The organism is Pseudomonas sp. KBN12P06040, assembly GCF_037574965.1.
Classification (GTDB): Bacteria; Pseudomonadota; Gammaproteobacteria; order Pseudomonadales; family Pseudomonadaceae; genus Pseudomonas; species Pseudomonas aeruginosa.
Window position 1 is genome coordinate 1,739,773 of the sequence record NZ_JBBELS010000001.1, and the last position, 25,223, is coordinate 1,764,995.

General features: G+C 67.9%; 31 protein-coding genes. 20 read left to right on the plus strand and 11 right to left on the minus strand.

The features are described from left to right. The first annotated feature begins 69 nt into the window (after positions 1-69). Together VQ067_RS08160 and VQ067_RS08165 are read left to right on the plus strand one after the other, a co-directional pair. Positions 70-1,254 (plus strand): thiolase family protein, encoded by a 1,185-nt coding sequence (locus tag VQ067_RS08160; protein ID WP_003160799.1) that lies wholly within the window; start codon positions 70-72, stop codon positions 1,252-1,254. 128 nt (positions 1,255-1,382) lie between these two features. Further along, a complete protein-coding gene (locus VQ067_RS08165; RefSeq protein WP_003091932.1) occupies positions 1,383-2,048 on the plus strand; it encodes a YceH family protein in 666 nt (221 codons plus the stop codon). A 223-nt stretch (positions 2,049-2,271) separates the two neighbouring features. On the opposite strand, the gene VQ067_RS08170 is transcribed toward VQ067_RS08165, so the two are convergent. Together VQ067_RS08170 and VQ067_RS08175 are read right to left on the minus strand one after the other, a co-directional pair. Continuing rightward, positions 2,272-3,843, minus strand: coding sequence for a malate:quinone oxidoreductase (locus VQ067_RS08170; protein ID WP_003091930.1), 1,572 nt, complete (start codon positions 3,841-3,843; stop codon positions 2,272-2,274). A 202-nt stretch (positions 3,844-4,045) separates the two neighbouring features. Next, positions 4,046-4,255, minus strand: coding sequence for a DUF6316 family protein (locus tag VQ067_RS08175; protein WP_003091929.1), 210 nt, complete (start codon positions 4,253-4,255; stop codon positions 4,046-4,048). A 205-nt stretch (positions 4,256-4,460) separates the two neighbouring features. Here VQ067_RS08175 and VQ067_RS08180 point away from each other — a divergent pair, with 205 nt between their 5' ends. The 10 genes from VQ067_RS08180 (at position 4,461) to VQ067_RS08225 (ending at position 12,877) form a co-directional block, all read left to right on the plus strand. Further along, positions 4,461-5,099 (plus strand): peroxiredoxin, encoded by a 639-nt coding sequence (locus tag VQ067_RS08180; protein ID WP_003091927.1) that lies wholly within the window; start codon positions 4,461-4,463, stop codon positions 5,097-5,099. A 250-nt stretch (positions 5,100-5,349) separates the two neighbouring features. Next, positions 5,350-6,354 (plus strand): aliphatic sulfonate ABC transporter substrate-binding protein, encoded by a 1,005-nt coding sequence (locus VQ067_RS08185; protein WP_023088137.1) that lies wholly within the window; start codon positions 5,350-5,352, stop codon positions 6,352-6,354. 3 nt (positions 6,355-6,357) lie between these two features. After that, positions 6,358-7,182 (plus strand): ABC transporter permease, encoded by an 825-nt coding sequence (locus VQ067_RS08190; RefSeq protein ID WP_340080818.1) that lies wholly within the window; start codon positions 6,358-6,360, stop codon positions 7,180-7,182. Next, positions 7,179-7,928: an ABC transporter ATP-binding protein gene (locus tag VQ067_RS08195; RefSeq protein ID WP_003091922.1), complete on the plus strand. Its 750-nt coding sequence runs from the start codon at positions 7,179-7,181 to the stop codon at positions 7,926-7,928. The genes VQ067_RS08190 and VQ067_RS08195 overlap by 4 nt, the downstream gene beginning before the upstream one ends. Positions 7,929-8,081: 153 nt before the next feature. Beyond that, complete coding sequence (ssuE, locus tag VQ067_RS08200; RefSeq protein WP_003091915.1) at positions 8,082-8,675, plus strand: NADPH-dependent FMN reductase; 594 nt, start codon at positions 8,082-8,084, stop codon at positions 8,673-8,675. 118 nt (positions 8,676-8,793) lie between these two features. After that, positions 8,794-9,765, plus strand: coding sequence for a sulfonate ABC transporter substrate-binding protein (locus VQ067_RS08205; RefSeq protein WP_033990955.1), 972 nt, complete (start codon positions 8,794-8,796; stop codon positions 9,763-9,765). Positions 9,766-9,842: 77 nt separating this feature from the next. Continuing rightward, positions 9,843-10,991, plus strand: coding sequence for an FMNH2-dependent alkanesulfonate monooxygenase (ssuD, locus tag VQ067_RS08210; protein WP_024946989.1), 1,149 nt, complete (start codon positions 9,843-9,845; stop codon positions 10,989-10,991). Positions 10,992-11,011: 20 nt separating this feature from the next. Then, the gene (ssuC, locus tag VQ067_RS08215; RefSeq protein WP_003091909.1) at positions 11,012-11,800 is read left to right on the plus strand and encodes an aliphatic sulfonate ABC transporter permease SsuC; all 789 of its coding nucleotides are present in this window, start codon (positions 11,012-11,014) and stop codon (positions 11,798-11,800) included. Next, on the plus strand, positions 11,797-12,621 hold the full coding sequence (ssuB, locus tag VQ067_RS08220) for an aliphatic sulfonates ABC transporter ATP-binding protein (RefSeq protein WP_003119579.1): 825 nt from the start codon (positions 11,797-11,799) through the stop codon (positions 12,619-12,621). Before ssuC ends, ssuB begins: the two co-directional genes overlap by 4 nt. A gap of 40 nt (positions 12,622-12,661) precedes the next feature. After that, positions 12,662-12,877, plus strand: coding sequence for a TOBE domain-containing protein (locus tag VQ067_RS08225; RefSeq protein ID WP_003091900.1), 216 nt, complete (start codon positions 12,662-12,664; stop codon positions 12,875-12,877). A 179-nt stretch (positions 12,878-13,056) separates the two neighbouring features. Here the strand turns inward: VQ067_RS08225 and VQ067_RS08230 are convergent, their stop codons facing one another. The 6 genes from VQ067_RS08230 to VQ067_RS08255 all read right to left on the minus strand — a co-directional run bounded on the left by VQ067_RS08230 (position 13,057) and on the right by VQ067_RS08255 (position 16,210). Next, the gene (locus VQ067_RS08230) at positions 13,057-13,395 is read right to left on the minus strand and encodes a HopJ type III effector protein (RefSeq protein ID WP_003091899.1); all 339 of its coding nucleotides are present in this window, start codon (positions 13,393-13,395) and stop codon (positions 13,057-13,059) included. A 51-nt stretch (positions 13,396-13,446) separates the two neighbouring features. After that, positions 13,447-13,758 (minus strand): DUF1244 domain-containing protein, encoded by a 312-nt coding sequence (locus VQ067_RS08235; RefSeq protein ID WP_003091898.1) that lies wholly within the window; start codon positions 13,756-13,758, stop codon positions 13,447-13,449. 128 nt (positions 13,759-13,886) lie between these two features. Next, positions 13,887-14,258 carry a dihydroneopterin triphosphate 2'-epimerase gene (gene folX / locus VQ067_RS08240; protein ID WP_003091897.1) on the minus strand — a complete coding sequence of 124 codons (372 nt, stop codon included), beginning with the start codon at positions 14,256-14,258 and terminating at the stop codon, positions 13,887-13,889. Between the two features lies 1 nt (position 14,259). Continuing rightward, positions 14,260-14,820 carry a GTP cyclohydrolase I FolE gene (gene folE / locus VQ067_RS08245; RefSeq protein ID WP_003091896.1) on the minus strand — a complete coding sequence of 187 codons (561 nt, stop codon included), beginning with the start codon at positions 14,818-14,820 and terminating at the stop codon, positions 14,260-14,262. 17 nt (positions 14,821-14,837) lie between these two features. Continuing rightward, complete coding sequence (gene folM / locus VQ067_RS08250; protein WP_009313635.1) at positions 14,838-15,542, minus strand: dihydromonapterin reductase; 705 nt, start codon at positions 15,540-15,542, stop codon at positions 14,838-14,840. A gap of 110 nt (positions 15,543-15,652) precedes the next feature. Further along, positions 15,653-16,210 carry a hypothetical protein gene (locus tag VQ067_RS08255; RefSeq protein ID WP_003111015.1) on the minus strand — a complete coding sequence of 186 codons (558 nt, stop codon included), beginning with the start codon at positions 16,208-16,210 and terminating at the stop codon, positions 15,653-15,655. Positions 16,211-16,489: 279 nt separating this feature from the next. Between VQ067_RS08255 and VQ067_RS08260 the strand changes: the two genes are divergently transcribed. After that, positions 16,490-16,942, plus strand: coding sequence for a flavodoxin (locus VQ067_RS08260; RefSeq protein WP_023111494.1), 453 nt, complete (start codon positions 16,490-16,492; stop codon positions 16,940-16,942). A 240-nt stretch (positions 16,943-17,182) separates the two neighbouring features. On the opposite strand, the gene VQ067_RS08265 is transcribed toward VQ067_RS08260, so the two are convergent. Beyond that, on the minus strand, positions 17,183-18,076 hold the full coding sequence (locus VQ067_RS08265) for a LysR family transcriptional regulator (RefSeq protein WP_003143374.1): 894 nt from the start codon (positions 18,074-18,076) through the stop codon (positions 17,183-17,185). A gap of 95 nt (positions 18,077-18,171) precedes the next feature. Here VQ067_RS08265 and VQ067_RS08270 point away from each other — a divergent pair, with 95 nt between their 5' ends. The 7 genes from VQ067_RS08270 to VQ067_RS08300 all read left to right on the plus strand — a co-directional run bounded on the left by VQ067_RS08270 (position 18,172) and on the right by VQ067_RS08300 (position 23,341). Then, on the plus strand, positions 18,172-18,561 hold the full coding sequence (locus VQ067_RS08270; RefSeq protein WP_003091885.1) for a CidA/LrgA family protein: 390 nt from the start codon (positions 18,172-18,174) through the stop codon (positions 18,559-18,561). Then, a complete protein-coding gene (locus VQ067_RS08275) occupies positions 18,548-19,234 on the plus strand; it encodes an LrgB family protein (protein ID WP_003102323.1) in 687 nt (228 codons plus the stop codon). Before VQ067_RS08270 ends, VQ067_RS08275 begins: the two co-directional genes overlap by 14 nt. A 128-nt stretch (positions 19,235-19,362) precedes the next feature. Then, entirely contained in the window at positions 19,363-20,142 is a 780-nt protein-coding gene (locus VQ067_RS08280) for a class II aldolase/adducin family protein (protein WP_003091880.1), read from the plus strand. Beyond that, the gene (locus VQ067_RS08285) at positions 20,139-21,035 is read left to right on the plus strand and encodes an alpha/beta fold hydrolase (RefSeq protein ID WP_014602645.1); all 897 of its coding nucleotides are present in this window, start codon (positions 20,139-20,141) and stop codon (positions 21,033-21,035) included. The genes VQ067_RS08280 and VQ067_RS08285 overlap by 4 nt, the downstream gene beginning before the upstream one ends. A gap of 98 nt (positions 21,036-21,133) precedes the next feature. Further along, positions 21,134-21,427: a hypothetical protein gene (locus VQ067_RS08290; RefSeq protein WP_003122196.1), complete on the plus strand. Its 294-nt coding sequence runs from the start codon at positions 21,134-21,136 to the stop codon at positions 21,425-21,427. A gap of 115 nt (positions 21,428-21,542) precedes the next feature. Then, on the plus strand, positions 21,543-22,454 hold the full coding sequence (locus tag VQ067_RS08295) for an SDR family oxidoreductase (RefSeq protein ID WP_015649250.1): 912 nt from the start codon (positions 21,543-21,545) through the stop codon (positions 22,452-22,454). A gap of 116 nt (positions 22,455-22,570) precedes the next feature. After that, positions 22,571-23,341 carry a crotonase/enoyl-CoA hydratase family protein gene (locus VQ067_RS08300; RefSeq protein WP_003091874.1) on the plus strand — a complete coding sequence of 257 codons (771 nt, stop codon included), beginning with the start codon at positions 22,571-22,573 and terminating at the stop codon, positions 23,339-23,341. A 19-nt stretch (positions 23,342-23,360) separates the two neighbouring features. Here VQ067_RS08300 and VQ067_RS08305 read toward each other — a convergent pair whose 3' ends face one another. Then, entirely contained in the window at positions 23,361-23,705 is a 345-nt protein-coding gene (locus tag VQ067_RS08305; RefSeq protein ID WP_003091873.1) for a cupin domain-containing protein, read from the minus strand. Between the two features lie 34 nt (positions 23,706-23,739). Then, positions 23,740-25,146 carry an NAD(P)/FAD-dependent oxidoreductase gene (locus VQ067_RS08310; RefSeq protein ID WP_003091865.1) on the minus strand — a complete coding sequence of 469 codons (1,407 nt, stop codon included), beginning with the start codon at positions 25,144-25,146 and terminating at the stop codon, positions 23,740-23,742. Positions 25,147-25,223: the final 77 nt, after the last annotated feature.

The window sequence follows — 25,223 nt, forward strand, 5'->3', positions numbered from 1 at the left end:
TCGCCTTATCCTCGCTCGATCCGGCCGCTGCCCCGGCGGCCGCCCGACAATAACAGCGAGGGTTCCCCCATGCGTGAAGTGGTGATCGTCGACAGCGTCCGGACCGGCCTGGCCAAGTCCTTCCGCGGCAAGTTCAACCTGACCCGGCCGGACGACATGGCCGCCCACTGTGTCGACGCGCTGCTGGCGCGCAACGACCTCGACCCGCTGCTGGTGGATGACTGCATCGTCGGCGCCGGCTCCAACGAAGGCGCCCAGGGCCACAACATCGGGCGCAACGTGGCGGTGCTCTCCGGCCTCGGCATCCAGGTGCCGGGGATGACCCTCAACCGCTACTGTTCCTCCGGCCTGCAGGCGATCGCCATCGCCGCCAACCAGATCGCTTCCGGTTGCAGCGAGGTGATCGTCGCCGGCGGCGTCGAGTCGATCACCCTGACCCTGAAGAGCGTCAACACCGACCACCTGGTGAACCCGCTGCTGCAAAGGGAGGTGCCGGGCATCTACTACCCCATGGGGCAGACCGCCGAGATCGTCGCCCGTCGCTACGGCATCACCCGCGAGGCCCAGGATGCCTACGCCCTGCAGAGCCAGCAGCGGATGGCGCGAGCCCAGGCGGACGGGCTGTTCGCCGACGAGATCGTGCCGATGACCACCCGCTACGCGGTGGAGGACAAGGCCAGCGGCGAGAAGCAGGTGCTCGACGGAGTGGTCGACCGCGACGACTGCAACCGCCCGGACACCACCCTCGAAGGCCTGGCCTCGCTGAAGCCGGCGTTCGCCGAGGACGGTTCGGTCACCGCCGGCAACGCCTCGCAACTCTCCGACGGCGCCTCGATGACCCTGCTGATGAGCCTGGAGAAAGCGCTGGCGCTGGGCCTGGAGCCGAAGGCCTTTTTCCGTGGCTTCACCGTGGCCGGCTGCGAGCCGGACGAAATGGGCATCGGTCCGGTGTTCTCGGTGCCGAAGCTGCTCAAGGCGAAGGAGCTGAAGATCGCCGACATCGATCTCTGGGAACTCAACGAAGCCTTCGCCTCGCAGTGCCTGTACTGCCGCGACCGGCTGGAGATCGACAACGAGAAGTACAACGTCAACGGCGGCTCCATCGCCATCGGCCACCCGTTCGGCATGACCGGCTCGCGCCAGGTCGGTCATCTGGTCCGCGAACTGCGCCGGCGCAACCTGCGCTACGGCGTGGTGACCATGTGCGTCGGCGGCGGCATGGGCGCCAGCGGGCTGTTCGAAGCCGTACGCTGAGCCCGTGCGCGACGGCGGGCCCCGCAGGCCGGGGTTCGCCTCATGGGTTTTATTTACATGACGCTCCGTGCCATCCCCGGCGACTCGCGCTAGGCTAGGCGCCTTTTTCCTTGCATAGGGATGTAGCGATGTCCACCGAGCCCAACTCGCCGTTCGTCGACGACCCGCTGAGCGCCGTCGATGCACGGATTCTCGGCAGCCTCGTCGAGAAGCAGGCGACCACTCCGGAAACCTATCCGCTGACCCTCAATGCCCTGGTCCTGGCCTGCAACCAGAAGACCAGCCGCGATCCGGTGATGAACCTCACGCCCGGCCAGGTCGGCCAGAGCCTGCGCCAGCTCGAGGGGCGCGGCCTGGTCAGGCTGGTGATGGGCAGCCGCGCCGACCGCTGGGAGCACACCCTGGGCAAGGGCCTGGAATTGGTGGCGCCACAGGTGGCGCTGCTCGGCCTGCTGTTCCTGCGTGGTCCGCAGACCCTCAACGAACTGCTCACCCGCAGCAACCGCCTGCACGATTTCGACGACGTCGAGCAGATCCGCCACCACCTGGAACGCCTCGCCGGCCGTGGCCTGGCCGTGCACCTGGAGCGTCGCGCCGGGCAGCGCGAGGAGCGCTACATGCACCTGCTCGGCAGCCAGGCCGACCTCGAGGCCGCCGTGGAGGCGATGGGCAGCGACCCGGAACGCGCCGCGCCGGCCGCTCTGTCGGCCGATGCGGAAGCGCGGATCGCCGAGCTGGAGACGCGCCTGGCGGCGCTGGAGGAGCGCCTGGCCAGGCTCGAAGGAGGGGCGTGATATCGCGGGTGGGCGCAATCGGTGACATGCAGGTTCCGGCGGATAACCGCGAGCGGTTGTTCGTCCTACGGCCCGCAGTGACTTTGTGGGCGGCGCTGCCTGTCGGGTAGGGCGAATAACGCCAGCGGCGTTATCCGCCGATGCGCCGCCCCGCAAGGGGAACGCCAACCCAAAAAAGCCCGGCTATTGCCGGGCTTTTTCATGCGCGCGCGTCGGTGGCCGATCAGGCCTCCGGCTGTACCGGCACGTGGATCAGTTGCAGGCGCTCGCTGCTCCAGGCACGGGTGCTGTTGGTCAGCTCGATGTCGTTGTTCAGCTTGCGCCCGTAAGACGGCACGATTTCCTTCAGGCGTGCCTGCCACTCGGGGGTGGCGACCTTGTCCTTGAAGGCCTTCTCCAGCACCGACAGCATGATCGGCGCGGCGGTCGAGGCGCCCGGCGAGGCGCCGAGCAGGGCGGCGACGGAGCCGTCGGCGGCGGTCACCACTTCGGTGCCGAATTGCAGTACGCCGCCTTTCTCGGCGTCCTTCTTGATGATCTGCACGCGCTGGCCGGCCTGCACCAGCTTCCAGTCCTCGTCGCGGGCTTCCGGGAAGTACTCGCGCAGCGAGGCCATGCGGTCGTCCTGGCTGAGCATCAGCTGGCCGATCAGGTACTGGCTGAGATCGAAGTTGTCGATGCCGGCGTTGAACATCGGGCCGATGTTGCTGCTGGTCACCGAGCCCGGCAGGTCCCACAGCGAGCCGTTCTTCAGGAACTTGGTGGAGAAGGTGGCGAACGGACCGAACAGCAGAACCGGCTTGCCGTCGATCATGCGGGTGTCGAGGTGCGGCACCGACATCGGTGGCGAACCCACCGAAGCCTTGCCGTAAACCTTGGCCAGGTGGCGCTTGACCACGTCCGGGTTGGTGGTGGCGAGGAACGAACCGCCCACCGGGAAGCCGGCATAGCCTTCGGCCTCGGGGATACCGGACATTTGCAGCAGCTTCAGCGCGCCGCCACCGGCGCCGATGAAGACGAACCTGGCCTTGACGCTGGTTTCCTTGTCGCCATTGGCCAGGTCGGCCATGGTCACGGTCCAGGTGTTATCGTCGTTGCGCTTGAGGTCGCGGACCTCATGTTGCAGGCGCAGCTTGAAGGTGTCCTTGGCCGACAGCGAGCCCACCAACTGGCGGGTGATCTCACCGAAGTTGACGTCGGTGCCGATCGACATGCGCGTGGCGGCGATCTTCTGCCCCGGCTCGCGGCCTTCCATCACCAGCGGCACCCACTGCTTGATCTGCTCGGGGTCTTCCGAGTACTCCATGCCGCGGAACAGCGAGCTGTGCTGCAGGGCGGCGTGGCGCTTCTTGAGGAAGGCGACGTTGTCGTCGCCCCAGACGAAGCTCATGTGCGGGACGTTGTTGATGAACGACTTCGGATCGTTCAGCACCTTGCGGTCGACCTGGTAGGCCCAGAACTGCTTGGAGATCTCGAAGTTCTCGTTGATCGCCACCGCCTTGCTGATATCCATCGAGCCGTCCGCGGCCTCGCTGGTGTAGTTCAGTTCGCAGAACGCCGAGTGACCGGTGCCCGCATTGTTCCAGCCGTTGGAGCTTTCCTCGGCGACCTTGTCCAGGCGCTCGACCATCTCGATGGTCCAGCCTGGTTCCAGTTCGTTCAGATAGGTACCCAGGGTGGCGCTCATGATGCCGCCACCGATCAGGAGCACGTCGACCGGTTTTTCCGATTCGACGCTGTTTTTGGAGCAACCCAGCACGCTGACGCACAAAAGCATCAATAAGATTTTTTTCATGGATTTACCGCTAGAAAACGTGGAGAAGCGTGGATACGCACGACGTGGCAGGTATTCACCGGGTGAATGATACTGGAACTCACCCCCGATGTGAGTGCGTTCACATGCGGTGACATTTGCCTCGGCGTTCCGCCGAGAATACTTGCCTTCCCTTTCTTGAACGTTTCAGCCGCCGGGAAATAAATTCCGCGCCTGTATCGTTTCAGTGGGAACCCGGCGCCTGGATTTCCGCCGATTGGCGCATCCTGCGGATATACGCGTCGATTTCCCGCTCCGCGTCGAAACGGGTGAAGTAGGGACCTTCCAGGGTCCCTTCGCGGGTGGAGAAGAAGTACTGGCCATTCACCGAACTTATGCGATCGCTGCGGAAGCGGGTGGCCGGGACGGGATCGGTGGAACGTTTCCCCAACATGGCGGCGACTCCTGGATGGCGGGCCAAGGTGATTTCAGTGTAGGCGGGGGTTGGCCGGGCGGCAGGCCGGCGGACGAAAGGAAACGGATTTCCAGGCGAAGGGTTGGGTATTCTATTTTTGGTTATAAGAAAATCTTAATTTATTCTTTTTAACGTCGAACGGCCTTGGGCATAGTGGGTTCCAACACGAACAAGGAGTGACCCCATGAGCCTCAGACTCGGCGACATCGCCCCCGATTTCGAACAGGATTCCAGCGAAGGGCGCATCCGCCTCCACGAATGGCTGGGCGACAGCTGGGGCGTGCTGTTCTCCCACCCGGCCGACTTCACCCCGGTGTGCACCACCGAGCTGGGCTTCACCGCCAAGCTCAAGGACCAGTTCGCCCAGCGCGGGGTCAAGGTCCTGGCGCTGTCGGTGGACCCGGTGGACTCGCACCTGAAGTGGATCGACGATATCAACGAGACCCAGGACACCCGGGTCAACTTCCCGATCATCGCCGACGCCGATCGCAAGGTCTCCGAACTCTACGACCTGATCCACCCGAACGCCAACGACACGCTGACCGTGCGTTCGCTGTTCATCATCGACCCGAACAAGAAGGTGCGCCTGATCATCACCTACCCGGCGAGCACCGGGCGCAACTTCAACGAGATCCTCCGGGTGATCGATTCGCTGCAACTGACCGACGAGCACAAGGTCGCCACGCCGGCCAACTGGGAGGACGGCGACGAGGTAGTGATCGTGCCTTCGCTGAAGGACGAGGAAGAGATCAAGCGGCGTTTCCCCAAAGGCTACCGCGCGGTGAAGCCCTACCTGCGCCTGACGCCCCAGCCCAACCGCTGAGGCCGGATTCGTCCCGCCTGCATGGGCAGGCACGGCAGGCGGGACCTTTTATTCGACGGTGCGTGCCGTCATGCAACGCTGTTTAGCCACGAGCAGGGTTTTTGGCCGGTTTCGACCGGCCCTCTTTTTTATGTGCGCCAGCGCGTCGCCGCGACGCTTTCTATCCGCCATCCGTTTCCGAAACCGGCTCTGACTTGCCCGCCAGACGGGGAGAAGGCTCGCTCATCCACCTCCTTCCAGGAGCAGACGCATGATCGCCGCTCTCCGTCGCTGCCGGGCCTGGCTGGCCCTGCTCGCCGTTCTTGCCGTGTTTCCCGCGGCCGAAGCCGCCGACGCCCCCGCTGAAATCCGTCTCGACTATGCCTACTACGCCCCCACCAGCCTGGCGCTCAGGAAGTTCGGCTGGCTGGAGAAAAGCCTGGACGGCAGCGGAACCCGGGTGCGCTGGGTGTTCAGCCAGGGCAGCAACCGTTCCCTGGAGTACCTCAACGCCGGCAGCGTCGATTTCGCCTCGACCGCCGGCCTCGCCGCGGTACTCGCGCGGGCCAACGGCAGCCCGGTACGTACCGTATACGTCGCCAGCCGCCCTGAGTGGACCGCGCTGCTGGTGCGCAAGGATTCGCCGATCCGCAGCCTCGCCGAACTCAAGGGTCGCAAGGTGGCTGCCACCAAGGGCACCGATCCCTACCTGTTCCTGCTCCGCAGCCTGCACAGCGTGGGCCTGGACAAGAACGACCTGCGTATCGTCCACCTGCAGCATCCCGACGGCCGGGTAGCCCTGGAGAAGGGCCAGGTCGACGCCTGGGCCGGGCTCGATCCGCACATGGCGGCCAGCGAGTTGCAGGCCGGCTCGCGGCTGCTCTACCGCAACCTCGGCTTCAACAGCTACGGCGTGCTCAATGTCCGCGAGGATTTCGCCGAAGGCCATCCGCAACTGATCCGCCAGGTGCTGGCGGCCTACGAGCAGGCGCGCCACTGGGTGATCGGGCATCCCGACGAGGCCGCGCAACTGCTTGCCGAGGAAGCCGGCCTGCCGCTGGAAGTGGCTCGCCTGCAACTGTCGCGCACCGATTTCAGCCAGCCGCTGCCGGGCGCCGAACAGGTCGCCGCGCTCAAGGCCGCGGCGCCGATCCTGGCGGACGAGCGCCTGGTGCGGCCGGGCGTGGACGTGCAGAAGGTGGTCGACGAACTGATCGCGCCGCAGTGGGCTGCCGAGGTCATCGGCGGTGCCCCGTTGGCGCGCACGGAGCCCTGAGCCATGGTCAGCCAGAGCCTGCGACTGGCCCGGCGAGTCTCGCGCCGGGCGTGGCGACTGCGCGTGCCGGGCGCCTGGCGGGCCTGGGCCTTGCCGCTGCTGGCACTATCGTCGTGGGAGGCGCTGGTGCGCCTGGGCTGGCTGCCGGCCTACCAGATGCCGGCGCCGAGCGGCATCCTGCTGACCCTGGTGGAACTGGCTCGCGGCGAGCTGTGGGGGCATGTCGGCGCGAGCCTGGCGCGGGTCGCCGCCGGCTTCGCGATCGGCAGCGGCCTGGCCCTGGCGGTCGGAACCTGGGTCGGCCTCAGTCGTCGCGCCGAAGCCTACCTCGAGCCGAGCTTCCAGGCCCTGCGGGCGATCCCCAGCCTGGCCTGGGTGCCCTTGCTGCTGCTCTGGTTCGGCATCGACGAGACGCCGAAGATCGTCCTCATCGCCCTCGGCGCCTTCTTCCCGGTCTACCTCGCGCTGGTCGCCGGGGTACGCGGGGTTGATCGCAAGTGGGTGGAACTGGGGCGGCTCTACCGTTTGTCGCGCTTCGCCCTGGTCGGCCGCATCCTCCTTCCGGCGGCGCTGCCGAACCTGTTCACCGGCCTGCGCGGGGCGCTCAGCCTGAGCTGGATGTTCCTCGTCGCGGCGGAGCTGATCGCCGCCACCCAGGGCCTCGGCTACCTGCTCAGCGACGGTCGGGAAACCTCGCGTCCGGACCTGGTGATCGCCGCGATCCTGGTCCTGGCGGCCCTCGGCAAGCTCAGCGACGGCCTGCTCCGCTCGCTGGAGCGCCGGGCCCTGCGCTGGCGCGACAGTTTCGACGGGGAGGGCGGCGCATGAGCGGCCTGCTCGACCTGCTGGAGATTCGCAAGGCCTATGGCGATACGCGGGTGCTGGAGGGCGTGGCGCTGTCGCTGGCGCCCGGCGAGGTGGTCAGCCTGCTCGGCCCCAGTGGTTGCGGCAAGAGCACCCTGCTGCGGATCGCCGCCGGACTGGACGATGACTTCCAGGGCACTGTCGAACGCAACCCGATCCTCGGCTTCGGCCCGGACGGCGAGAACGGCCGCAGCGGCGGAATCGGCGTGGTGTTCCAGGAGCCGCGCCTGTTGCCCTGGCTGACGGTGGCGCAGAACGTCGGTTTCGCCGACGGCTGGCTGGAGGACGAGCACTGGGTCGAGCGCCTGCTCGCCGATGTCGGACTGGCCGGCTGCGGAGGATTGCTGCCCAAGCAACTGTCCGGCGGCATGGCGCAGCGCGCGGCGATCGCTCGCGGTCTCTACGGACGGCCGCAGGTGCTGTTGCTCGACGAGCCGTTCAGCGCGGTCGACGCCTTCACCCGCATGCGCCTCCAGGACCTGCTGCAGGACGTGGTGCAGAACTACGAGATCAGCGTCCTGCTGGTCACCCACGATCTCGACGAGGCGTTCTATCTCGCAGACCGCGTGCTGCTGATGGGCGGCCGTCCCGGACACATCCGCCGCGAGTTCCACGTACCGCTGGCGCGTCCCCGCGATCGCCGGGCGGTGGAGCTGGCCTACTTGCGCGGCGAGGCCCTGACCGAAATGCAGCGGGCGCACGTGCTCTGAGGCAAGACCCCGAGCCGGGTTCTTATATTCTTTATGGAATAAATAAATGAATAAAAAACATTTATTGGAATATGAGGCCGCCTGTTAAGGTCTATGCAACTTGGTTAGCAAGCCAAACGAATATTCTGTTTTCCGGTTATAAGGAATCCCCCCATGCTCGTCGTTTCCATCGCCGGAAGTCCCAGCGTACGCTCCCGCTCCGGGGTGTTGCTGGAGCGTGCCAGGGACTGGCTGAGCCGTCGCGGCGTCGAGGTGGCCAGCCACCAGGTGCTGGATTTTCCCGCCGAGGACCTGCTGCGTGCCCGCCTCGACAGTCCGCCGGTACTGGCGCTGGCCGAGCAGATCGGCCGCGCCGACGGCCTGCTGGTCGCCACCCCGGTGTACAAGGCCTCGTTTTCCGGCGCGCTGAAGGTCCTGCTCGACCTGTTGCCCGAGCGCGCCCTGGAGCACAAGGTGGTGCTGCCGTTCGCCACCGGCGGCAGCAGCGCGCACATGCTGGCCGTGGACTACGCATTGAAGCCGGTACTGGCCGCGCTCAAGGCCCAGGAGGTGCTGCACGGCGTATTCGCCGTGGACAAGCAGATCGCCTACGCCACCGAGAGCGACCCGGCGCGCCTGGAGCCGGTCCTCGAGCAGCGCCTGGAAAACGCCCTGGAAACCTTCCACCTGGCCCTCTCGCGACGGCCGCAGCCGATCGACCCGCAGTTGCTCAACGAGCGCCTGGTGAACGCCCGCTGGAGCATCTGATCCGTCCGCCGCCAGCGCACGCGCGCCGCGGCCCGATTGCACAACGCACACACGACGACCTCACTGTTCCGTCAACGGCGCGGCAGGTTCGGCACCCACAACGACAAAGGAGAGCGCCATGCGCACCATCGCTTTGCGTCGTGGACTGGCGGCCCTGCTGGTGGCGGCCCTGTCCTACGGCGTCCTGGCCGACGAGAAGTCGGCCAACACCCTGCGGATCGGTTATCAGAAATACGGCACCCTGGTCCTGCTCAAGGCCCGCGGCACCCTGGAGAAACGTCTCGCCGAAGACGGCGTGAAGGTGCAATGGACCGAGTTTCCCGGCGGCCCGCAATTGCTCGAGGGACTCAATGTCGGCAGCATCGACTTCGGCGTGACCGGGGAAACCCCGCCGGTATTCGCCCAGGCCGCCGGCGCCGACCTGCTCTACGTGGCCTACGAACCGCCGGCGCCGACCAGCGAGGCGATCCTCCTGCCGAAGGACTCGCCGATTCGTTCGGTGGCCGAGCTGAAGGGCAGGAAAGTCGCCCTGAACAAGGGCTCCAACGTGCATTACCTGTTGGTCCGCGCCCTCGAGCAGGCCGGCCTGAAGTACAGCGACATCCAACCCGTCTACCTGCCGCCGGCCGACGCCCGCGCCGCCTTCGAGCGTCACAGCGTCGACGCCTGGGTGATCTGGGACCCCTACCAGGCCGCCGCCGAGAAGCAGTTGTCCGCGCGGGTCCTGGTGGATGGTCGCGAGCTGGTCGACAACCACCAGTTCTACCTCGCCACCCGGACTTACGCGCAACGGCATCCGCAGGTGCTCGACAAGCTGGTGGACGAGATACGCCAGGTCGGCGACTGGTCGCGGGCCAACCCGCAGCAGGTGACCGAGCAGGTCGCGCCGCTGCTCGGGCTGCCCGCCGACATCACCCTGACCGCGGTGAAGCGCCAGGGCTACGGCGCGCAGTTGATCACCCCGGCGGTGGTCGAGGCGCAGCAGAAGATCGCCGACACCTTCACCCAGCTGAAGCTGATTCCCAAACCGCTGAGCATCAAGGACGTGATCTGGACGCCATCGGCCGGCAAGGTCGCCAGCGCACCCTGAGCCCGTACCGCCCACATACCGATACGATCATCGCGCGGCTACGCCACGCCGGCGCGCTCACCCTGGAGTCAATTGCGATGAGCCTCGAGATTTTCTGGTTCCTTCCCACCCACGGCGACGGCCACTACCTGGGCACCACCCAGGGCGCCCGTGCCGTCGACCACGGCTACCTGCAGCAGATCGCCCAGGCCGCCGACCGCCTGGGCTTCGGCGGCGTACTGATCCCCACCGGACGTTCCTGCGAGGACTCCTGGCTGGTCGCCGCCTCGCTGATCCCGGTAACCCAGCGCCTGAAGTTCCTCGTCGCGCTGCGTCCCGGGATCATTTCGCCGACCGTCGCCGCGCGCCAGGCGGCGACCCTGGACCGGCTGTCCAACGGCCGCGCGCTGTTCAACCTGGTCACCGGCGGCGATCCCGACGAACTGGCTGGCGACGGCCTGCACCTGAGCCACGCCGAACGCTACGAGGCGTCGGTCGAATTCACCCGCATCTGGCGTCGCGTGCTGGAGGGCGAGACCGTCGACTACGCCGGCAAGCACATCCAGGTGAAGGGCGCCAAACTGCTCTATCCGCCGTTGCAGCAGCCGCGTCCGCCGCTGTACTTCGGCGGCTCCTCGGAGGCCGCCCAGGACCTCGCCGCCGAGCAGGTCGAGCTGTACCTGACCTGGGGCGAGCCGCCGGCGGCGGTTGCCGAGAAGATCGCCCAGGTACGCGAGAAGGCCGCCCGCCTGGGCCGCCAGGTGCGCTTCGGGATCCGCCTGCACGTGATCGTCCGAGAGACCAGCGAGGAAGCCTGGCAGGCCGCCGATCGCCTGATCGCGCACCTCGACGACGACACCATCGCCCGCGCCCAGGCCTCCCTGGCGCGCTTCGACTCGGTCGGCCAGCAACGCATGGCCGCGCTGCACGGCGGTTCGCGCGACAACCTGGAAGTCAGCCCCAATCTCTGGGCCGGTGTCGGCCTGGTGCGTGGCGGCGCCGGCACCGCGCTGGTCGGCGACGGGCCGACGGTGGCGGCGCGGGTCAGGGAGTACGCCGAGCTGGGCATCGATACCTTCATCTTCTCCGGCTATCCGCACCTGGAAGAGTCCTACCGGGTCGCCGAACTGCTGTTCCCGCACCTCGACGTGCAGCGCCCGGCGCAGCCCGAGGGACGCGGCTATGTCAGCCCGTTCGGCGAGATGGTGGCCAACGACATCCTGCCCCGGCAGGCCGCGCAGAGTTGAGAGCGGTCGGAGCGAACGACATGAGCATTTCCAAACGACTGGCCGAGCGCCTGGCGCCCTGGGCGCTGCCGCTGGTCCTGCTGGCGGTGTGGCAGGCGGCGGTTGAGTTCGGCTGGCTGTCCAGCCGCATCCTCCCCGCGCCCAGCGCCGTGCTCGAGGCCGGCTGGGCGCTGCTGCGCAGCGGCGAGATCTGGCAGCACCTGGCGATCAGCGGCTGGCGCGCGGCGATCGGCTTTCTCATCGGCGGCACCATCGGCCTGGTGCTTGGCTTCGTCACCGGTCTGTCGAAGTGGGGCGAACGCTTCCTCGACAGTTCGGTGCAGATGATCCGCAACGTGCCGCACCTGGCGCTGATCCCGCTGGTGATCCTGTGGTTCGGCATCGACGAGTCGGCGAAGATCTTCCTGGTCGCCCTCGGCACGCTGTTCCCGATCTACCTGAACACCTACCACGGCATCCGCGGCATCGACCCCGGCCTGCTGGAGATGGCGCGCAGCTACGGGTTGTCCGGCTTCGCCCTGTTCCGCCAGGTGATCCTGCCCGGCGCGCTGCCGTCGATCCTGGTCGGGGTGCGCTTCGCCCTCGGCTTCATGTGGTTGACCCTGATCGTCGCCGAGACCATTTCCGCCAGCTCTGGCATCGGTTACCTGGCGATGAACGCCCGCGAGTTCCTGCAGACCGACGTGGTGGTCCTGGCGATCCTGCTCTATGCCGTCCTCGGCAAGCTCGCCGACCTCGCCGCCCGCGGTCTGGAACGCGTCTGGCTACGCTGGCACCCGGCCTACCAGGTCAAGGGAGGTGGCGCATGAATGCCCACAACGCCGCCCTTGGCGGCACTCCGCAGCGCCTCAAGCGCGGTATCCCGCTGGCCCTGCGCGGAGTGGCGCGGCGCTTCGGCGAGCGCGAGGTGCTCAAGGACATCGACCTGCTGGTTCCGGCCGGGCAGTTCGTCGCCATCGTCGGCCGCAGCGGCTGCGGCAAGAGCACCTTGCTGCGCCTGCTGGCCGGCCTCGACCAGCCCAGCCGCGGCGAGTTGCTGGCCGGCTCGGCGGCGCTGGCCGAGGCCCGCGAGGACACCCGGCTGATGTTCCAGGACTCGCGCCTGCTGCCGTGGAAGCGGGTGATCGACAACGTCGGCCTCGGCCTGCGCGGCGACTGGCGGGCGAAGGCCCTGCAGGCGCTGCGGGCGGTCGGCCTGGCCGAGCGTGCCAACGAGTGGCCGGCGGCCCTGTCCGGCGGGCAGAAGCAACGCGTCGCGCTGGCTCGCGCGCTGATCCACGAGCCGCGCCTGCTGTTGCTCGACGAGCCGCTCGGCGCGCTCGATGCGCTGACCCGGATCGAGATGCAGCACCTGATCGAAGGACTCTGGCGCGAACACGGTTTCACCGTCCTGCTGGTCACCCACGACGTCAGCGAGGCGGTGGCGGTGGCCGACCGGGTGATCCTTATCGAGGACGGCGAGATCGGCCTCGACCTGCCGGTGGAACTGCCCCGGCCGCGCTCGCGTGGCTCGGCGCGACTGGCCGCGCTGGAAGCCGAAGTGCTCAACCGGGTGCTGGCGCAGCCGGAGCTGCCGCCGCAACCCGAACCCGTTTCACCCCTGCCCACGCAACTGCGCTGGGCGCTCTAAGCAACCATGCCTCGTTCCGAATCCCCCCAGGAGAAACGCCATGACCATCAAAGCCATCAACGTTCGTAACCAGTTCAAGGGCACCGTGAAGGAAATCATCGAAGGGCCGGTGCTCTCCGAGATCGACGTGCAGACCGCCGCCGGGATCGTCACTTCGGTGATCACCACGCGTTCGGTGAAGGAACTGGAGCTGGCCATCGGTAGCGAAGTGATCGCCTTCGTCAAGTCCACCGAGGTCTCCATCGCCAAGCTGTGACGCTGGCTGCGCCGCGCTTGCGGCGGCGAGAAGGGCGGGGACCCCGATGGGGCCCCGCCTTTTTTCGTCGCGTATCGGCAAGGCCGGCCGGTGGCGACGGCTGGCGTGGGTCGCTATGGAGCGGTCGGTAGGGCGAATAACCGCTCGCGGTTATCCGCCGTGGGGGCGACCGGGACTTCTCAGCCCCGGCGCGACAGGGGCTGGCGCTCGAAATGCACGCCGGCCAGGCCGGTCTGTTGCAGGGCGCGGATGTTGGCGTGGTCGTCGCCTTCCGGGTTGTCGCGCACCGCACGGTAGTGCTCGCCGAAGGCCAGCAGGGTTTCCTCGAGGCTGAGGCCTTCGAGGATGGCGAAGCCCAGGGTCTTGCAGGAACCTTCGTTCTGCCCGGCCGGGTTGCTCACGCTGCCGTTGTCGAAGGCGCTCGGCGTGTAGCTGTAGTGCTCGGCGATGAACGCCAGGGTGTCGGTGAACAGGTGGTGTTCGCTGCGCAGACGCGCGCGGAAGTCGGTCAGGGTCATCGAAACAGGCTCATGGTGTCTGGGGCAGGGTTGGCAAGGGGCCCGGTGGCCTCAGGCGTTGCCCTGGCTCTTGGCGAAGGCGGCCTGTTGTTCCGGGCTCGCTTCTTTCTGGTACTTGGCTTTCCACTCGGCATAGGGCATGCCGTAGATCTCTTCGCGGGCCTGGTCATTGCTGACTTCCACCCCGAGGTCGTCGGCGGCGGCCTTGTACCACTTGGACAGGCAGTTGCGGCAGAAACCGGCGAGGTTCATCAGGTCGATGTTCTGCACGTCCTTCCGGGTCTGCAAATGATGGACCAGGGTGCGGAAGGCGGCGGCTTCGAGTTCCAGGCGTTGCTGTTCGGTGAGGTTGGCTGCGGTCATGGCGGTGTTTCTCGACGATGGCTCGGGGCAGGGTGAAGGCACAGGGCCAGGTCCGGCGATGATAAGAGTTGGCGCGGCCGGCGGGCAACGCTTGTGCGCGTCTTCGCGCGGTTCGCTCGTCGGCCGCCTCAGCGGTGGCCGGCGAGGGTGATCGAGACCGACTCGGCGAAGCGCAGCGCGTGCGGCTTGTCCACTTCCACCTCGGCGTAGCGCACCGCCGGGTTCTCCATCACCAGGTCGAGGATTTCCTGGGTCATCCGTTCGAGCAGGGCGAAGCGGTTCTCCTCGACGTGGCGGATGATCGCCTTGGTGATGGTGCGGTAGTTCAGCGCGTGCTCGATGTCGTTGACCTCCACGGCGTCCGCGGCCGGGTAGAGGATGGTCAGGTTGATCAGCACGTCCTGCTTGTTGAGGATTTCCTCCTCCTTGATCCCGATGAAGGTGCGCAGGCGCAGGTCCTTGACGCGGATTCGCGCCATTCCCGGTTCCAGTCGCGGCATGTCACTTGCTCCTTCCGATCAATTGCAGAAATTCCTGGCGGGTGGTGTTCGAGTCGCGGAACGCGCCGAGCATCACCGAGGTGAACATCTGCGAGTTCTGCTTCTCCACCCCGCGCATCATCATGCACATGTGCTGGGCCTCGATCACTACCGCCACGCCGGCGGCGCTGGTCACCTGGCGGACCGCCTCGGCGATCTGCCGGGTGAGGTTCTCCTGGATCTGCAGGCGGCGGGCGAACATGTCGACGATCCGCGCCACCTTCGACAGGCCGAGCACCTTGCCGGTGGGAATGTACGCCACATGAGCCTTGCCGATGAAGGGCAGGAGGTGGTGTTCGCACAGGGAGTACAGCTCGATGTCGCGGACGATGACCATTTCATCGTTGTCCGAGGCGAACAGCGCGCCGTTGACGATTTCCTCCAGGGTCTGGCCATAGCCGTGGCAGAGGTACTGCATGGCCTTGGCCGCGCGCTTCGGGGTGTCGAGCAGGCCTTCGCGCTGCGGGTCTTCGCCGAGACCGACGAGGATCTCCCGGTAATGCTGGGAAAGTGCTGGGTTCATAAGGGGTCCTTGGCGCCTCACTTGACGTGGCGGCCGCCGTTCACGGTCAGGGTGGTCCCGGTGACGTAGGGGTTGTCCAACAGGTAGCGAAGGCTCTGGTAGATGACTTCCGGCCCCGGCTCGATGCCGAGGGCGGATTTCGCCAGGGTGCGGGCGCGGTATTCGGCGTCGTCCCCGTCGTTGAACATCACCAGCGCCGGTGAAATGGCGTTGACCTTGATCCTCGGCGCGAAGCGCGCGGCGAACGACAGGGTCAGGTTGTCCAGCCCGGCCTTGCTCGCGCAGTAGGCGATGCGCCGGGCGCTGCCCTTGCGCGCCACGTCGTCGGTGAGGTGGACGATGTCGGCGGGCTGCGAGCGTTCCAGCAGCTCGGCGCAGTGCAGGTTGATCAGGTAGGGCGCGAGCATGTGCACGCTGAACAGTTGCTGGAACGCCTCGGCTTCGTGGCCGGGCGTCTCGGCGACCCAGTCCGAGGCGTTGTGGACGATCGCTCGCAGGCTGTCGGTATGCTGCCGGAGGGACCCGATGAAGGCGAAGATGCCGGCCTCGCTGGCGAAGTCGGCGTGCAGGGTCAGCGCGCCGGCCTGGCGCAGTTCGTCCAGCGCCGGGCGCTCGCTGCGGTAGCTGACGATCACCGACTCGCCGTCGGCCAGCAGGCGGCGGGCGCAATGCAGGCCGACACGCTGGCTGGCGCCGGTGATCAGGATCGGGGCTGTCGCCATGGGACTCTCACAGCAGGCGAAGGGAATCGGATGGATGCAGGGTACCCGACTGAGCCAGTCGGGCAAAGCCTTGCGCTACGGCCCACCCCGCCGGGGTGGGCGGCAAGCCGTCAGTGCGCTTCCGGCAGGCTGGCGGCGCGCTGCGGGCGGCGGTGCAGCCAGGGGGCGAGCAGGCGGCTGGAGAGAGGGATGAACCAGTAGGTCATCAACGGGGTGAGGACCAGGGTGCTGAGCAGCACCCGCGCGGCCAGCGACAGCTCGCCGAGGTAGGGGCCGGCGCCGAGGTTGAAGGCCAGCGAGACCGGGAAGAACGCCAGCCAGATCGCCACGCTCTGCTTCCAGCGCGGCGGTTTGCGGTTGTCGTCGAACCAGGCGGCGAGGCCGTGGGCGCGGTGCTCGCGCGGTTCGTCGAAGAGTCCCTGGCCGCGTTCGAGCCAGGCCTGGCGCGAGGCGGAGTGGGCCCAGGCGGCGAGGGTGGCGTCGTCGGCGAAGCGAAAGATCATCTGGAATTCGTCTCCGCCAGCGGGCGGCGCCAGCGCCCCGGAGCCGAGGTAGCCGGGGAAGTCGGCGGCGAGGGCTTCGCCTTCGCGCTGCCAGGCGAGGAAGTCGCGGTAACGGCCGGCGGCGACGCGGCGGGCCACCAGCAGGGTAACGGGAGCGGTAGACATCGTGTATCTCCTGGAACGGTTGAGCGCGCTTCGTGGGCGCCCTCGGACAACGGCGCAGCGCCGGGGGTGGTGGGCTGCGTCGGAGGACAGGCAAGGATCGTTCCCGCCGTGGTGGCGAAGGTTCGCTGCCGTGTCTACGGCAGCGCGATGACATCCCGATGACAGGATATGCACCGAAATGGTGCTTGCGCGGCCTGTCTGCATTGATTCGGTGCGTCCCGCTCGGCGAGCGCATGCGGCATAATGCCCGGCTTACCCCTGTTGGCTTACGGAGTGTTCATGAAAGTCGCCATTCTCTCCGGCTCGGTCTACGGCACCGCCGAAGAAGTCGCCCGGCACGCCCAGAAATTGCTGTCCGCGGCCGGCCTCGAGGCCTCCCATCTGCCCCGCGCCAGCCTCGACGAACTCAAGGCCTTCGCCCCCGAGGCATTCCTGGTGGTGACCTCGACCACCGGCATGGGCGAACTGCCGGACAACCTGCAACCGCTGTACTACGCGATCCGCGACCAACTGCCGGCCTGGCACGGCCTGCCGGGTGGGGTCATCGGCCTGGGCGATTCGAGCTACGGCGACACGTTCTGCGGTGGCGGCGAGCAGGTTCGCGAACTGTTCGGCGAACTGGGCGTGCGCGAAGTGCTGCCGATGCTGCGCCTGGATGCCAGCGAAACCGTTACCCCCGAGGCCGACGCCGAGCCCTGGCTGGCCGAGTTCGCCGCCGCCCTCAAGGGCTGATCCCGGGCGTACCCCGCCGAGGCGGCGGATAACCGCGAGGCGGTTATTCGCCCTGCACGGAGAAGGAGCAAACGGTAGGGCGAATAACGCCCCAGGCGTTATCCGCCGAAACGCCTGCCCAGGCGGCGGATAACCGCGTAGCGGTTATTCGCCCTACACGGGGAGGGGACAAGCGGTAGGGCGAATAACGCCTCCAGGCGTTATCCGCCGTAGCCTCTGCCGAGCTGGTGGTTATTCGTCCTACGCCGGGCTTTCCTCCAGCGGCTGCTCGCGCAGCAGCTCCAGCCAGGCCTGCGCCGCCCGCGACAGGTAGCCGCCCCGGCGCCAGATGAAGGCGATGTCCCAGCGCAGGTCCGGCTCCCTGAGCAGGACCCGCACCACTCCCGGGCGTTCGATCTCGCGAGCGATCGCCCGCGGTAGCAGCACCACCCCCTGGTTGGCCGCCACCAGCGCGCCGAGGAAGTCGGCCTGGCCGCTGCGGCCGCCTTCGCGCGGGCTGAAGCCGGCCTCCAGGCAGGCGCGCAGCAGGCGGTCGTTGAGGGTGAAGCTCTGCTGGTAGAGCAGGAACGGGCTGTCCGCCAGTTCGCCGAGGGCGACGCTGGCGGCAGCGGCCTTGGGATGCCCGGCCGGCAGCAGCACGTCCAGCGGTTCGTTGCAGAACGGCTGGTAGTCGAAGCCGTCGTCCGCCGGGGTGAGGCTGCCGGCCAGTTCCAGCTCGCCGGCCAGCACCGCCTGCTCCATGGTCTTGCTGCCGCCTTCCACCAGGTGCACGGCGATGTTCGGATAGCGCCGCCGGTATTCGGCGAAGCGTTGGGCGAACAGCGCGTCGGCACCGAGCAACGGCAGGCCCAGGCGCAGTTCGCCGCGGTTGAGTTGGCTGAGGTCGTCCAGTTCGCTGAGCAGGTCGCGGCGCAGCCGCAGCATCTCCTCGGCGCGGCGAAACACCACGGCGCCGGCGTCGGTCAGGCGCACGTGCGGCCCGTTGCGTTCCAATACCTGCACGCCCAGGCTCTGCTCCAGTTGGGCGACCTGCTTGCTGATGGTCGACTGGCTGGCGTGGCGGACCTGCGCCGCCTGGGTGAAGCTGCCCTGGCGGACCACTTCGACGAAGCTGCGGAGTTGACGGAATTCCATTCTGGAATGGCTCTCATGCGGACAATTCGCTTTGGGGATGATAGGCCGGGCCTTATCCTTTCTCCATCCCCGATTTCCCAGCCAAGGCCTTTCCCATGTTGCCCCCGCTCGTCCGCCGTCTGTCCCGCCTTGCCGCCGAACTGGCGGTACTCATCGCCTTCTGGTGGGCCGGCGGCTGGCTGGCGAAGGCCATCGGCCTGCCGCTGCCGGGCGGGGTGGTCGGCCTGGCGGCGCTGTTGCTGCTGTTCGCCAGCGGCCTGCTGCGTCCGGCCTGGCTGCAGGCCGGCGCCGGCCTGTTGCTGGCGGAGATGTTGCTGTTCTTCATCCCGGCGCTGATGAGCCTGCTCGACTACGGCGCGCTGCTACGCAGCGAGGGCTGGCGCATCCTCCTGGTGATCATGCTCAGCACCCTGCTGGTGATGCTGGTCACCGCGGTGTCGGTGGAGTGGATGTGCCGCTGGAGGGCGCGCCATGAGTCTCGATAAGCAAGCCCTGTTCTGGTTGGCGGCGACCGTCGGCGGCTACCTGCTGAGCCGCCAGCTGTACCGCCGGGTGAAGTGGTACTGGCTGTCGCCCATCGTGTTCGTCCCGGTGCTGCTCTATGCCCTGGCGATTCCCACCCATACCCGCTACGCCGACTACGCCCGCGACACCAATTGGCTGGTGGCGCTGCTCGGTCCGGCGACGGTGGCCTTCGCCATCCCGATCTGGCAGCAGCGCGAGCTGCTGATGCGCCACTGGCCGGCGCTGCTGGCCGGGATGTTCGCCGGCACCGCAGTGGCCATCGGCAGCTCCTGGGCGCTGGCCCAGGCCCTGGCGCTGGACGGCCAGGTCACGCTGTCGTTGCTGCCGCGCTCGATCACCACGCCGTTCGCCATGGAGATGTCCCACGACCTGGGTGGCGTGCCGGAACTGACCGCCGCCTTCGTGATGATCACCGGGGTGTTCGGCGCGGTGATCGGCGGCACCCTGCTGCGCGTCCTGCGCTTGCGCACGCCGCTGGCCCGCGGCGCGCTGTTCGGCGTCGGCGCGCACGGCGCCGGCACCAGTCGGGCCTACGAGTTCGGCGGCGAGGAAGGTTCGGCGGCCGGTCTGCTGATGGTTCTCACCGGGCTGTTCAACCTGCTGGTCGCACCCCTGGTCGCCCACTGCCTGTAGCCTGCGCGCATAGGCCGGCTGAATCCTCCGCCATTCAGCCGGCGCGCGAGTGTAAGCCCGGCGACAGTCGCCGGAGGAGGGCGGGGCTAGACTGCGGGCATCCGATAACGACAAAAGAGGATGCCGCCGTGACCGCCGTTCACTCCCTGCCCGCCGATGTGCAAGCCCAGGTCTCCGCCGCCGAATGGCAGACCCGCGTCGATCTCGCTGCCTGCTACCGGCTGGTCGCCCTGCACGGTTGGGACGACCTGATCTTCACCCACATCTCGGCCAAGGTGCCGGGCACCGAGGACTTCCTGATCAACCCGTTCGGCCTGATGTTCCACGAGATCACCGCCTCCAGCCTGGTGAAGGTGGACGCCAGCGGCAAGAAGCTGATGGACAGCCCCTACGAGATCAACCCGGCCGGCTACACCATCCACAGCGCGGTGCACGAGGTCCGCCACGACGTCGAGTGCGTGCTGCACACCCATACCGCCGCGGGGATCGCGGTGTCCTGCCAGAAGCAGGGCCTGTTGCCGCTGTCGCAGCAATCGTTGTTCGTGCTCTCCAGCCTGTCCTACCACGCCTACGAGGGCGTCGCCCTGAACCATGAGGAAAAGGCCCGCCTGCAGGCCGACCTGGGGACCAGCAACTTCCTGATCCTGCCCAACCACGGCCTGCTCACCTGCGGCGGTTCCATCGCCGATACCTTCCTCATGATGTTCACCCTGCAACGCGCCTGCGAGGTACAGGTGATGGCGCAGAGCGGCGGCGCCGAGCTGATCCACATCCCGGGGCAGATCCTCGCCGGCGCGCGCGACATGATCGCCGGGGTGATGCGCAGCAAGACCGGCATGGGCGGCCAGCTCGCCTGGCCGGCGCTGCTGCGCAAGCTCGACCAGCAGAACCCGGGCTACCGCCAGTGACCGCGGCGCTGCCCGGCATTCCCCTGGAGGCCTGGCGGAGGCGGGGCCGCACCCTGGATTTCAAGGGCTTCCCGATCCGCTACTGGGAAGCCGGGCAGGGGCGGCCGTTGCTGCTGATCCACGGTTTTCCCAGCGCCGCCTGGGACTGGCACTACCTCTGGGAGCCGCTGGCGCAGCGCTACCGCGTGCTGGTCTGCGACCTGCTCGGCTTCGGCGATTCGGCCAAGCCGCGCGCCCATCGCTACAGCCTGCTGGAGCAGGCCGACCTGCAACAGGCGCTGCTCGGCCGCCTGGGAGTCGACGAGCCGCTGCACGTGCTGGCCCACGACTACGGCGACAGCGTCGCCCAGGAACTGCTCGCCCGCCATCACGAAGGCCGGCTGCGGCTCGCTTCCTGCGTGTTCCTCAATGGTGGGCTGTTCCCGGAAACGCACCGCCCGGTGCTCAGCCAGAAGCTGTTGCTGAGCCCGTTGGGCGGGCTGTTCGGCCGGCTGTTCGACCGCCGCGCCCTGGCGCGCAACTTCGCCAAGGTCTTCGGCCCGCGCAGCCAGCCCGGCGAGACCGAGCTGGATGCCTTCTGGAGCCTGATCGAAAGCAACCAGGGGCAGCGGGTGATGCATCGCCTGATCCGCTACATCGTCGACCGCCGCGAGCAGCGTGAGCGCTGGGTGGCGGCGTTGCAGCACGGCGGGGTGCCGTTGCGGGTGATCGACGGCGCCGTCGACCCGATCTCCGGGGCGCACATGGTCGAGCGCTACCGGCAACTGGTCGCCGATGCCGACTGCGTGCTGCTCGATGGCATCGGCCACTATCCGCAGATCGAAGCGCCGGCGGCGGTGCTCGAACATTACCTGGCGTTTCGCGCCCGACTGGATGATTCAGAGTTTTCTTAAGCGAGTTTGAGATTGCAGCAAGTGCCATCGCGCAAGGATCGGGGCTAGGGTGCTGGCGCCTCGCTGGACGAGGCGTTTCGTCACCCATGGAGGTCTCCATGCACGATCCCGTTTCTCCCTTGCGCGTGTTCGACGAGGGCTCCTGGTTGTTCCGCCAGATGGTGCAGGCGCAGCCGTTCATCCGCCAGTCCGGGATGGTCCTCGCCGAACTCGGCCTGCTGCTGGCGCTCGGGCTCGGCTACCTGTGCTGGCAGGAAGGCAGTCGCTGGTACGCCGTCGGCGCCGGCTTCGCGTTGCTCGGCAGCCTGCTGCTGGTGGTGGTCCGGCACAACTACGACTGGTGGCTGTTCAAGCTCGGCCCGCGTGGCCGGCTGTACATTCCGTTCGACTGAAGCGGAACATCCCGCTGCCTTATCGGGCGCCATTCATGGTGGCGCGAAGCCTTGTCCCCGCCGGCGGGCTGGCCGACACTCGGGCAATCCTTCCTACTGCCCTGGAGTCCCGAACATGAGCGATGCCCTGCGTTTCGACGACCAAGTCGTGATCGTCACCGGAGCCGGCGGCGGCCTTGGCCGCGCCCATGCCCTGCTGTTCGCGAAGCATGGCGCCAGGGTGGTGGTCAACGACCTCGGCGGCAGCACCCATGGCGAAGGCGCCAGTGCCTCGGCGGCGGACAAGGTGGTGGCGGAGATCCGTGCCGCCGGCGGCACCGCGGTGGCCAACCACGACTCGGTCACGGACGGCGGCAGGATCGTGGAGAACGCGCTGGACGCCTTCGGCCGCGTCGACGTGGTGGTCAACAATGCCGGCATCCTGCGTGACAAGACCTTCCACAAGATGGAGGACGCCGACTGGGACCTGGTCTACCAGGTGCATGTCGAAGGCGCCTACAAGGTCACTCGCGCCGCCTGGCCGCACTTGCGCGAGCAGGCCTACGGGCGGGTGGTGTTCACCTCCTCGACCTCGGGCATCTACGGCAACTTCGGCCAGAGCAACTACGGCATGGCCAAGCTCGGCCTCTACGGCCTGACCCGCACCCTGGCCCTGGAAGGGCGCAAGAACAATATCCTGGTCAACGCCATCGCCCCCACCGGCGGTACGCGGATGACCGAGGGGCTGATCCCGCCGCAGGTCTTCGAGCAGCTCAAGCCGGAGCTGGTCAGCCCGCTGGTGGTCTACCTCGGCAGCTCGGCCTGCGAGGATACCTCGGGGCTCTATGAGGTCGGCGGTGGCTGGATCGGCAAGGTGCGCTGGGAGCGCAGCCTGGGCTTCGGCTTCGATCCGAAGGCCGGCTTCGATGCCGAGGACGTGGCCGCGCACTGGCAGCAGATCTGCGACTTCGAGAACGCCGCGCACCCGGCGGACAACGTCGAGGCGCTCCGTGAAATGATGGCCAACCTGCAGAGGCACGCGCTCTGAGACGCCCGGCGGATGCGGCGCGGCCGCGGGAAAAGGACTAAGGTGAAGACCGGCTGACGCCGGTCTTCTGCCATCCGGCCGGTGTCTTTTTTCGCTTTTTCCGCAGGGAGTCTGTCATGAGTGTCATCGTCGAACGCAACGGCCCGGTCACCACCCTGGTCATCGCTCGCCCGGAGCGGCGCAATGCGGTGGACCGGCCGACCGCCCAGGCCCTGGCCGACGCCCTGCGCGAGTTCGAAGCGGACGATACGGCGCGGGTCGCGGTACTCACCGGCAGCGGCGGCAATTTCTGCGCCGGCGCCGACCTGGCGGCGGTAGCCGAGGATGGCGAGCGGCGCAATCGCCTGGAGGCGGAGGGCGACGGACCGATGGGGCCGAGCCGCATGCAGCTCGGCAAGCCGCTGATCGCCGCCATCGAAGGCTATGCGGTGGCCGGCGGGCTGGAGCTGGCGCTGCTCGCCGACCTGCGGGTGATGGCCGAGGACGCCATCTGCGGAGTGTTCTGCCGGCGTTTCGGGGTGCCGCTGATCGATGGCGGCAGCGTGCGCCTGCCGCGGATCGTCGGGCAGGGCCGGGCGCTCGACCTGATCCTCACCGGGCGTCCGGTGAAGGCCGACGAAGCGTTGCAGATCGGCCTGGCCAACCGGGTGGTGCCGAGCGGTTCGGCGCGAGCCGAGGCCGAGGAGCTGGCGGCGGAACTCGCCGCCTTCCCGCAGACCTGCATGCTCGCCGACCGCGCCAGCGTATATGCGCAGTGGGAACTGTCCTTCGACGTGGCCCTGGCCAACGAATTCCAGGGCGGGCTGGCGGTGATCGAGAGCGGCGAGACCCTGGAGGGCGCGCAGCGCTTCAAGGACGGCGAGGGGCGCCACGGGCGCTTCGAGTGACGCCGTCGCGCCGCCCGGGCTAGCGGTGGATGATCACGTAGCTCTTGCGCACGGTTTCCTGCACATCCCACACGCCGAGACTGTTCTCCGGCAGCAGCAGGGCATCGCCGGCCTCGATGCGGATGGTCTCGCCGCCGTCCGGGGTGAAGGTGCAGCGGCCTTGCAGGAAGTGGCAGAACTCCTGCTCGACGATCTGCCGCCGCCAGCGTCCGGGGGTGCATTCCCAGATGCCGGTTTCCACCTGGTCGGTGCGCTCCACGGCGTAGGCGCGGGTCTGCGCGACCGGCTCGCCAAGGGGCACCGCGACCGGGCTGGCGGCGCCAAGATCGGCGCCGGCGGTATTTTTCAGAAGGGTCAGGGCCATGCGGTTTTTCCTCTGTGGGAGGTGGAGGGGATTCTCAGCGCATCAGGCTTTCCATGCCGGCCGCGAGGGTTTGCGCCAGGCTGCGGCGCCAGGGCGCGCTGTGCGGGTCGGCAAGGACCCGGTCCTCATGGACGAAACTGCGGATGATCGCGTTGTAGCCGAGCCAGCGGCAGGGTTCCGGTTCCCAGCGGGCCAGGCTGTCCAGTGGACGCTCGCCCAGCACCCAGGGCTGCCGCAGCAGCTCGCTGTCCTCGCCGAGGATCAGCGCGGCCAGGGTGCGGCCGCCGAGGTTGCTGGCGCCGACCCCTTCGCCGCCGTAGCCACCGGAGAGGGCGATGCCGCTGGCGCGGTCGAGCAGCATGTGCGGGCGGAAGCGCCGGGCCATGCCGAGGTTGCCGCCCCAGGTGTGGCTGATCCTGGCGTCCTTGAGCAGCGGGAAGAGTTCGCCGAACAGGTAGCGACGCAGGCCGACTTCCTCGTCGTCGAGGCTGAAGTCGTTGCGCAGCTTGCCGCCGAAGCGGTAGCCGCCCCGCGCGCCGAAGGCCAGGCGGTCGTCGGCGGTGCGCTGGCCGTAGGTGACCTGGCGGCTGAATTCGCTGAAGGCCTGGCCGCGCTCCAGGCCGATCTCCGCCCAGACCGACGACGGCAGCGGCTCGGTGGCCACCAGCAGGCTCTGCACCGGCAACTGGTAGTGGCCCAGCGGCGGTAGGCTGGCGGCATAGCCTTCCACCGCCGGCACGATCCATTCGGCGCGCAGTTCGCCGCGCTCGGTGCGCAGCAGGCCGCGTTGCCAGTGCAGCACCCGGCTCTTCTCGAACAGCCGCACGCCCAGGCGCTCCACCGCGCGGGCCAGGCCGCGCGCGAGCCTGGCCGGCTGGATGGTGGCGCAGTGCGGCGAATGGATCGCCCCGTAGCTGCCGGGGATGCGCAACTGCTGGTCGAGTTCCTGCGGCGTCAGCCAGCGGTAGTCGCTTTCGTCCAGGCCTTCGGCATAGAGATCATGCAGATAGGCGCGCAGGCGGCGTTCCTGTTCCGGGTAGCGCGCCGCGCAGTAGAGCACGCCGCCCTTGCGGTAGTCGCAGTCGATGCCTTCCTCTTGCAGCACCCGCGCGACCTCGTCGGGAATCCCGTGCAACAGGTCGTAGCCGGCCCGGCGCCGTTCCGGCGGCAAGCCGGCGAGCAGGCCGTCCTCGCCGAGCAGGTTGCCCATCAGCCAGCCGCCGTTGCGCCCCGAGGCGCCGAAGCCGGCGGTTTCCGCCTCGACGATGGCGACGCGCAACTGCGGCGCCCGGCGCTTCAGGTAATAGGCGGTCCAGAGGCCGGTGTAGCCGGCGCCGACGATGGCTACGTCGACCTCGAGGGATTCTTCCAGGGACGGGCGCGCTTCGAGCGGATCGTCCAGTTGATTCATCCACAGGCTGAGGTGGCGCCAGGCCGACATAGAGGGCTCCATCGCGAGAGGGAAGGGGGAATGCGGCGAGAGTAGGAAGATGCCGTGCGCCTGTCGTGCGCGCGGGT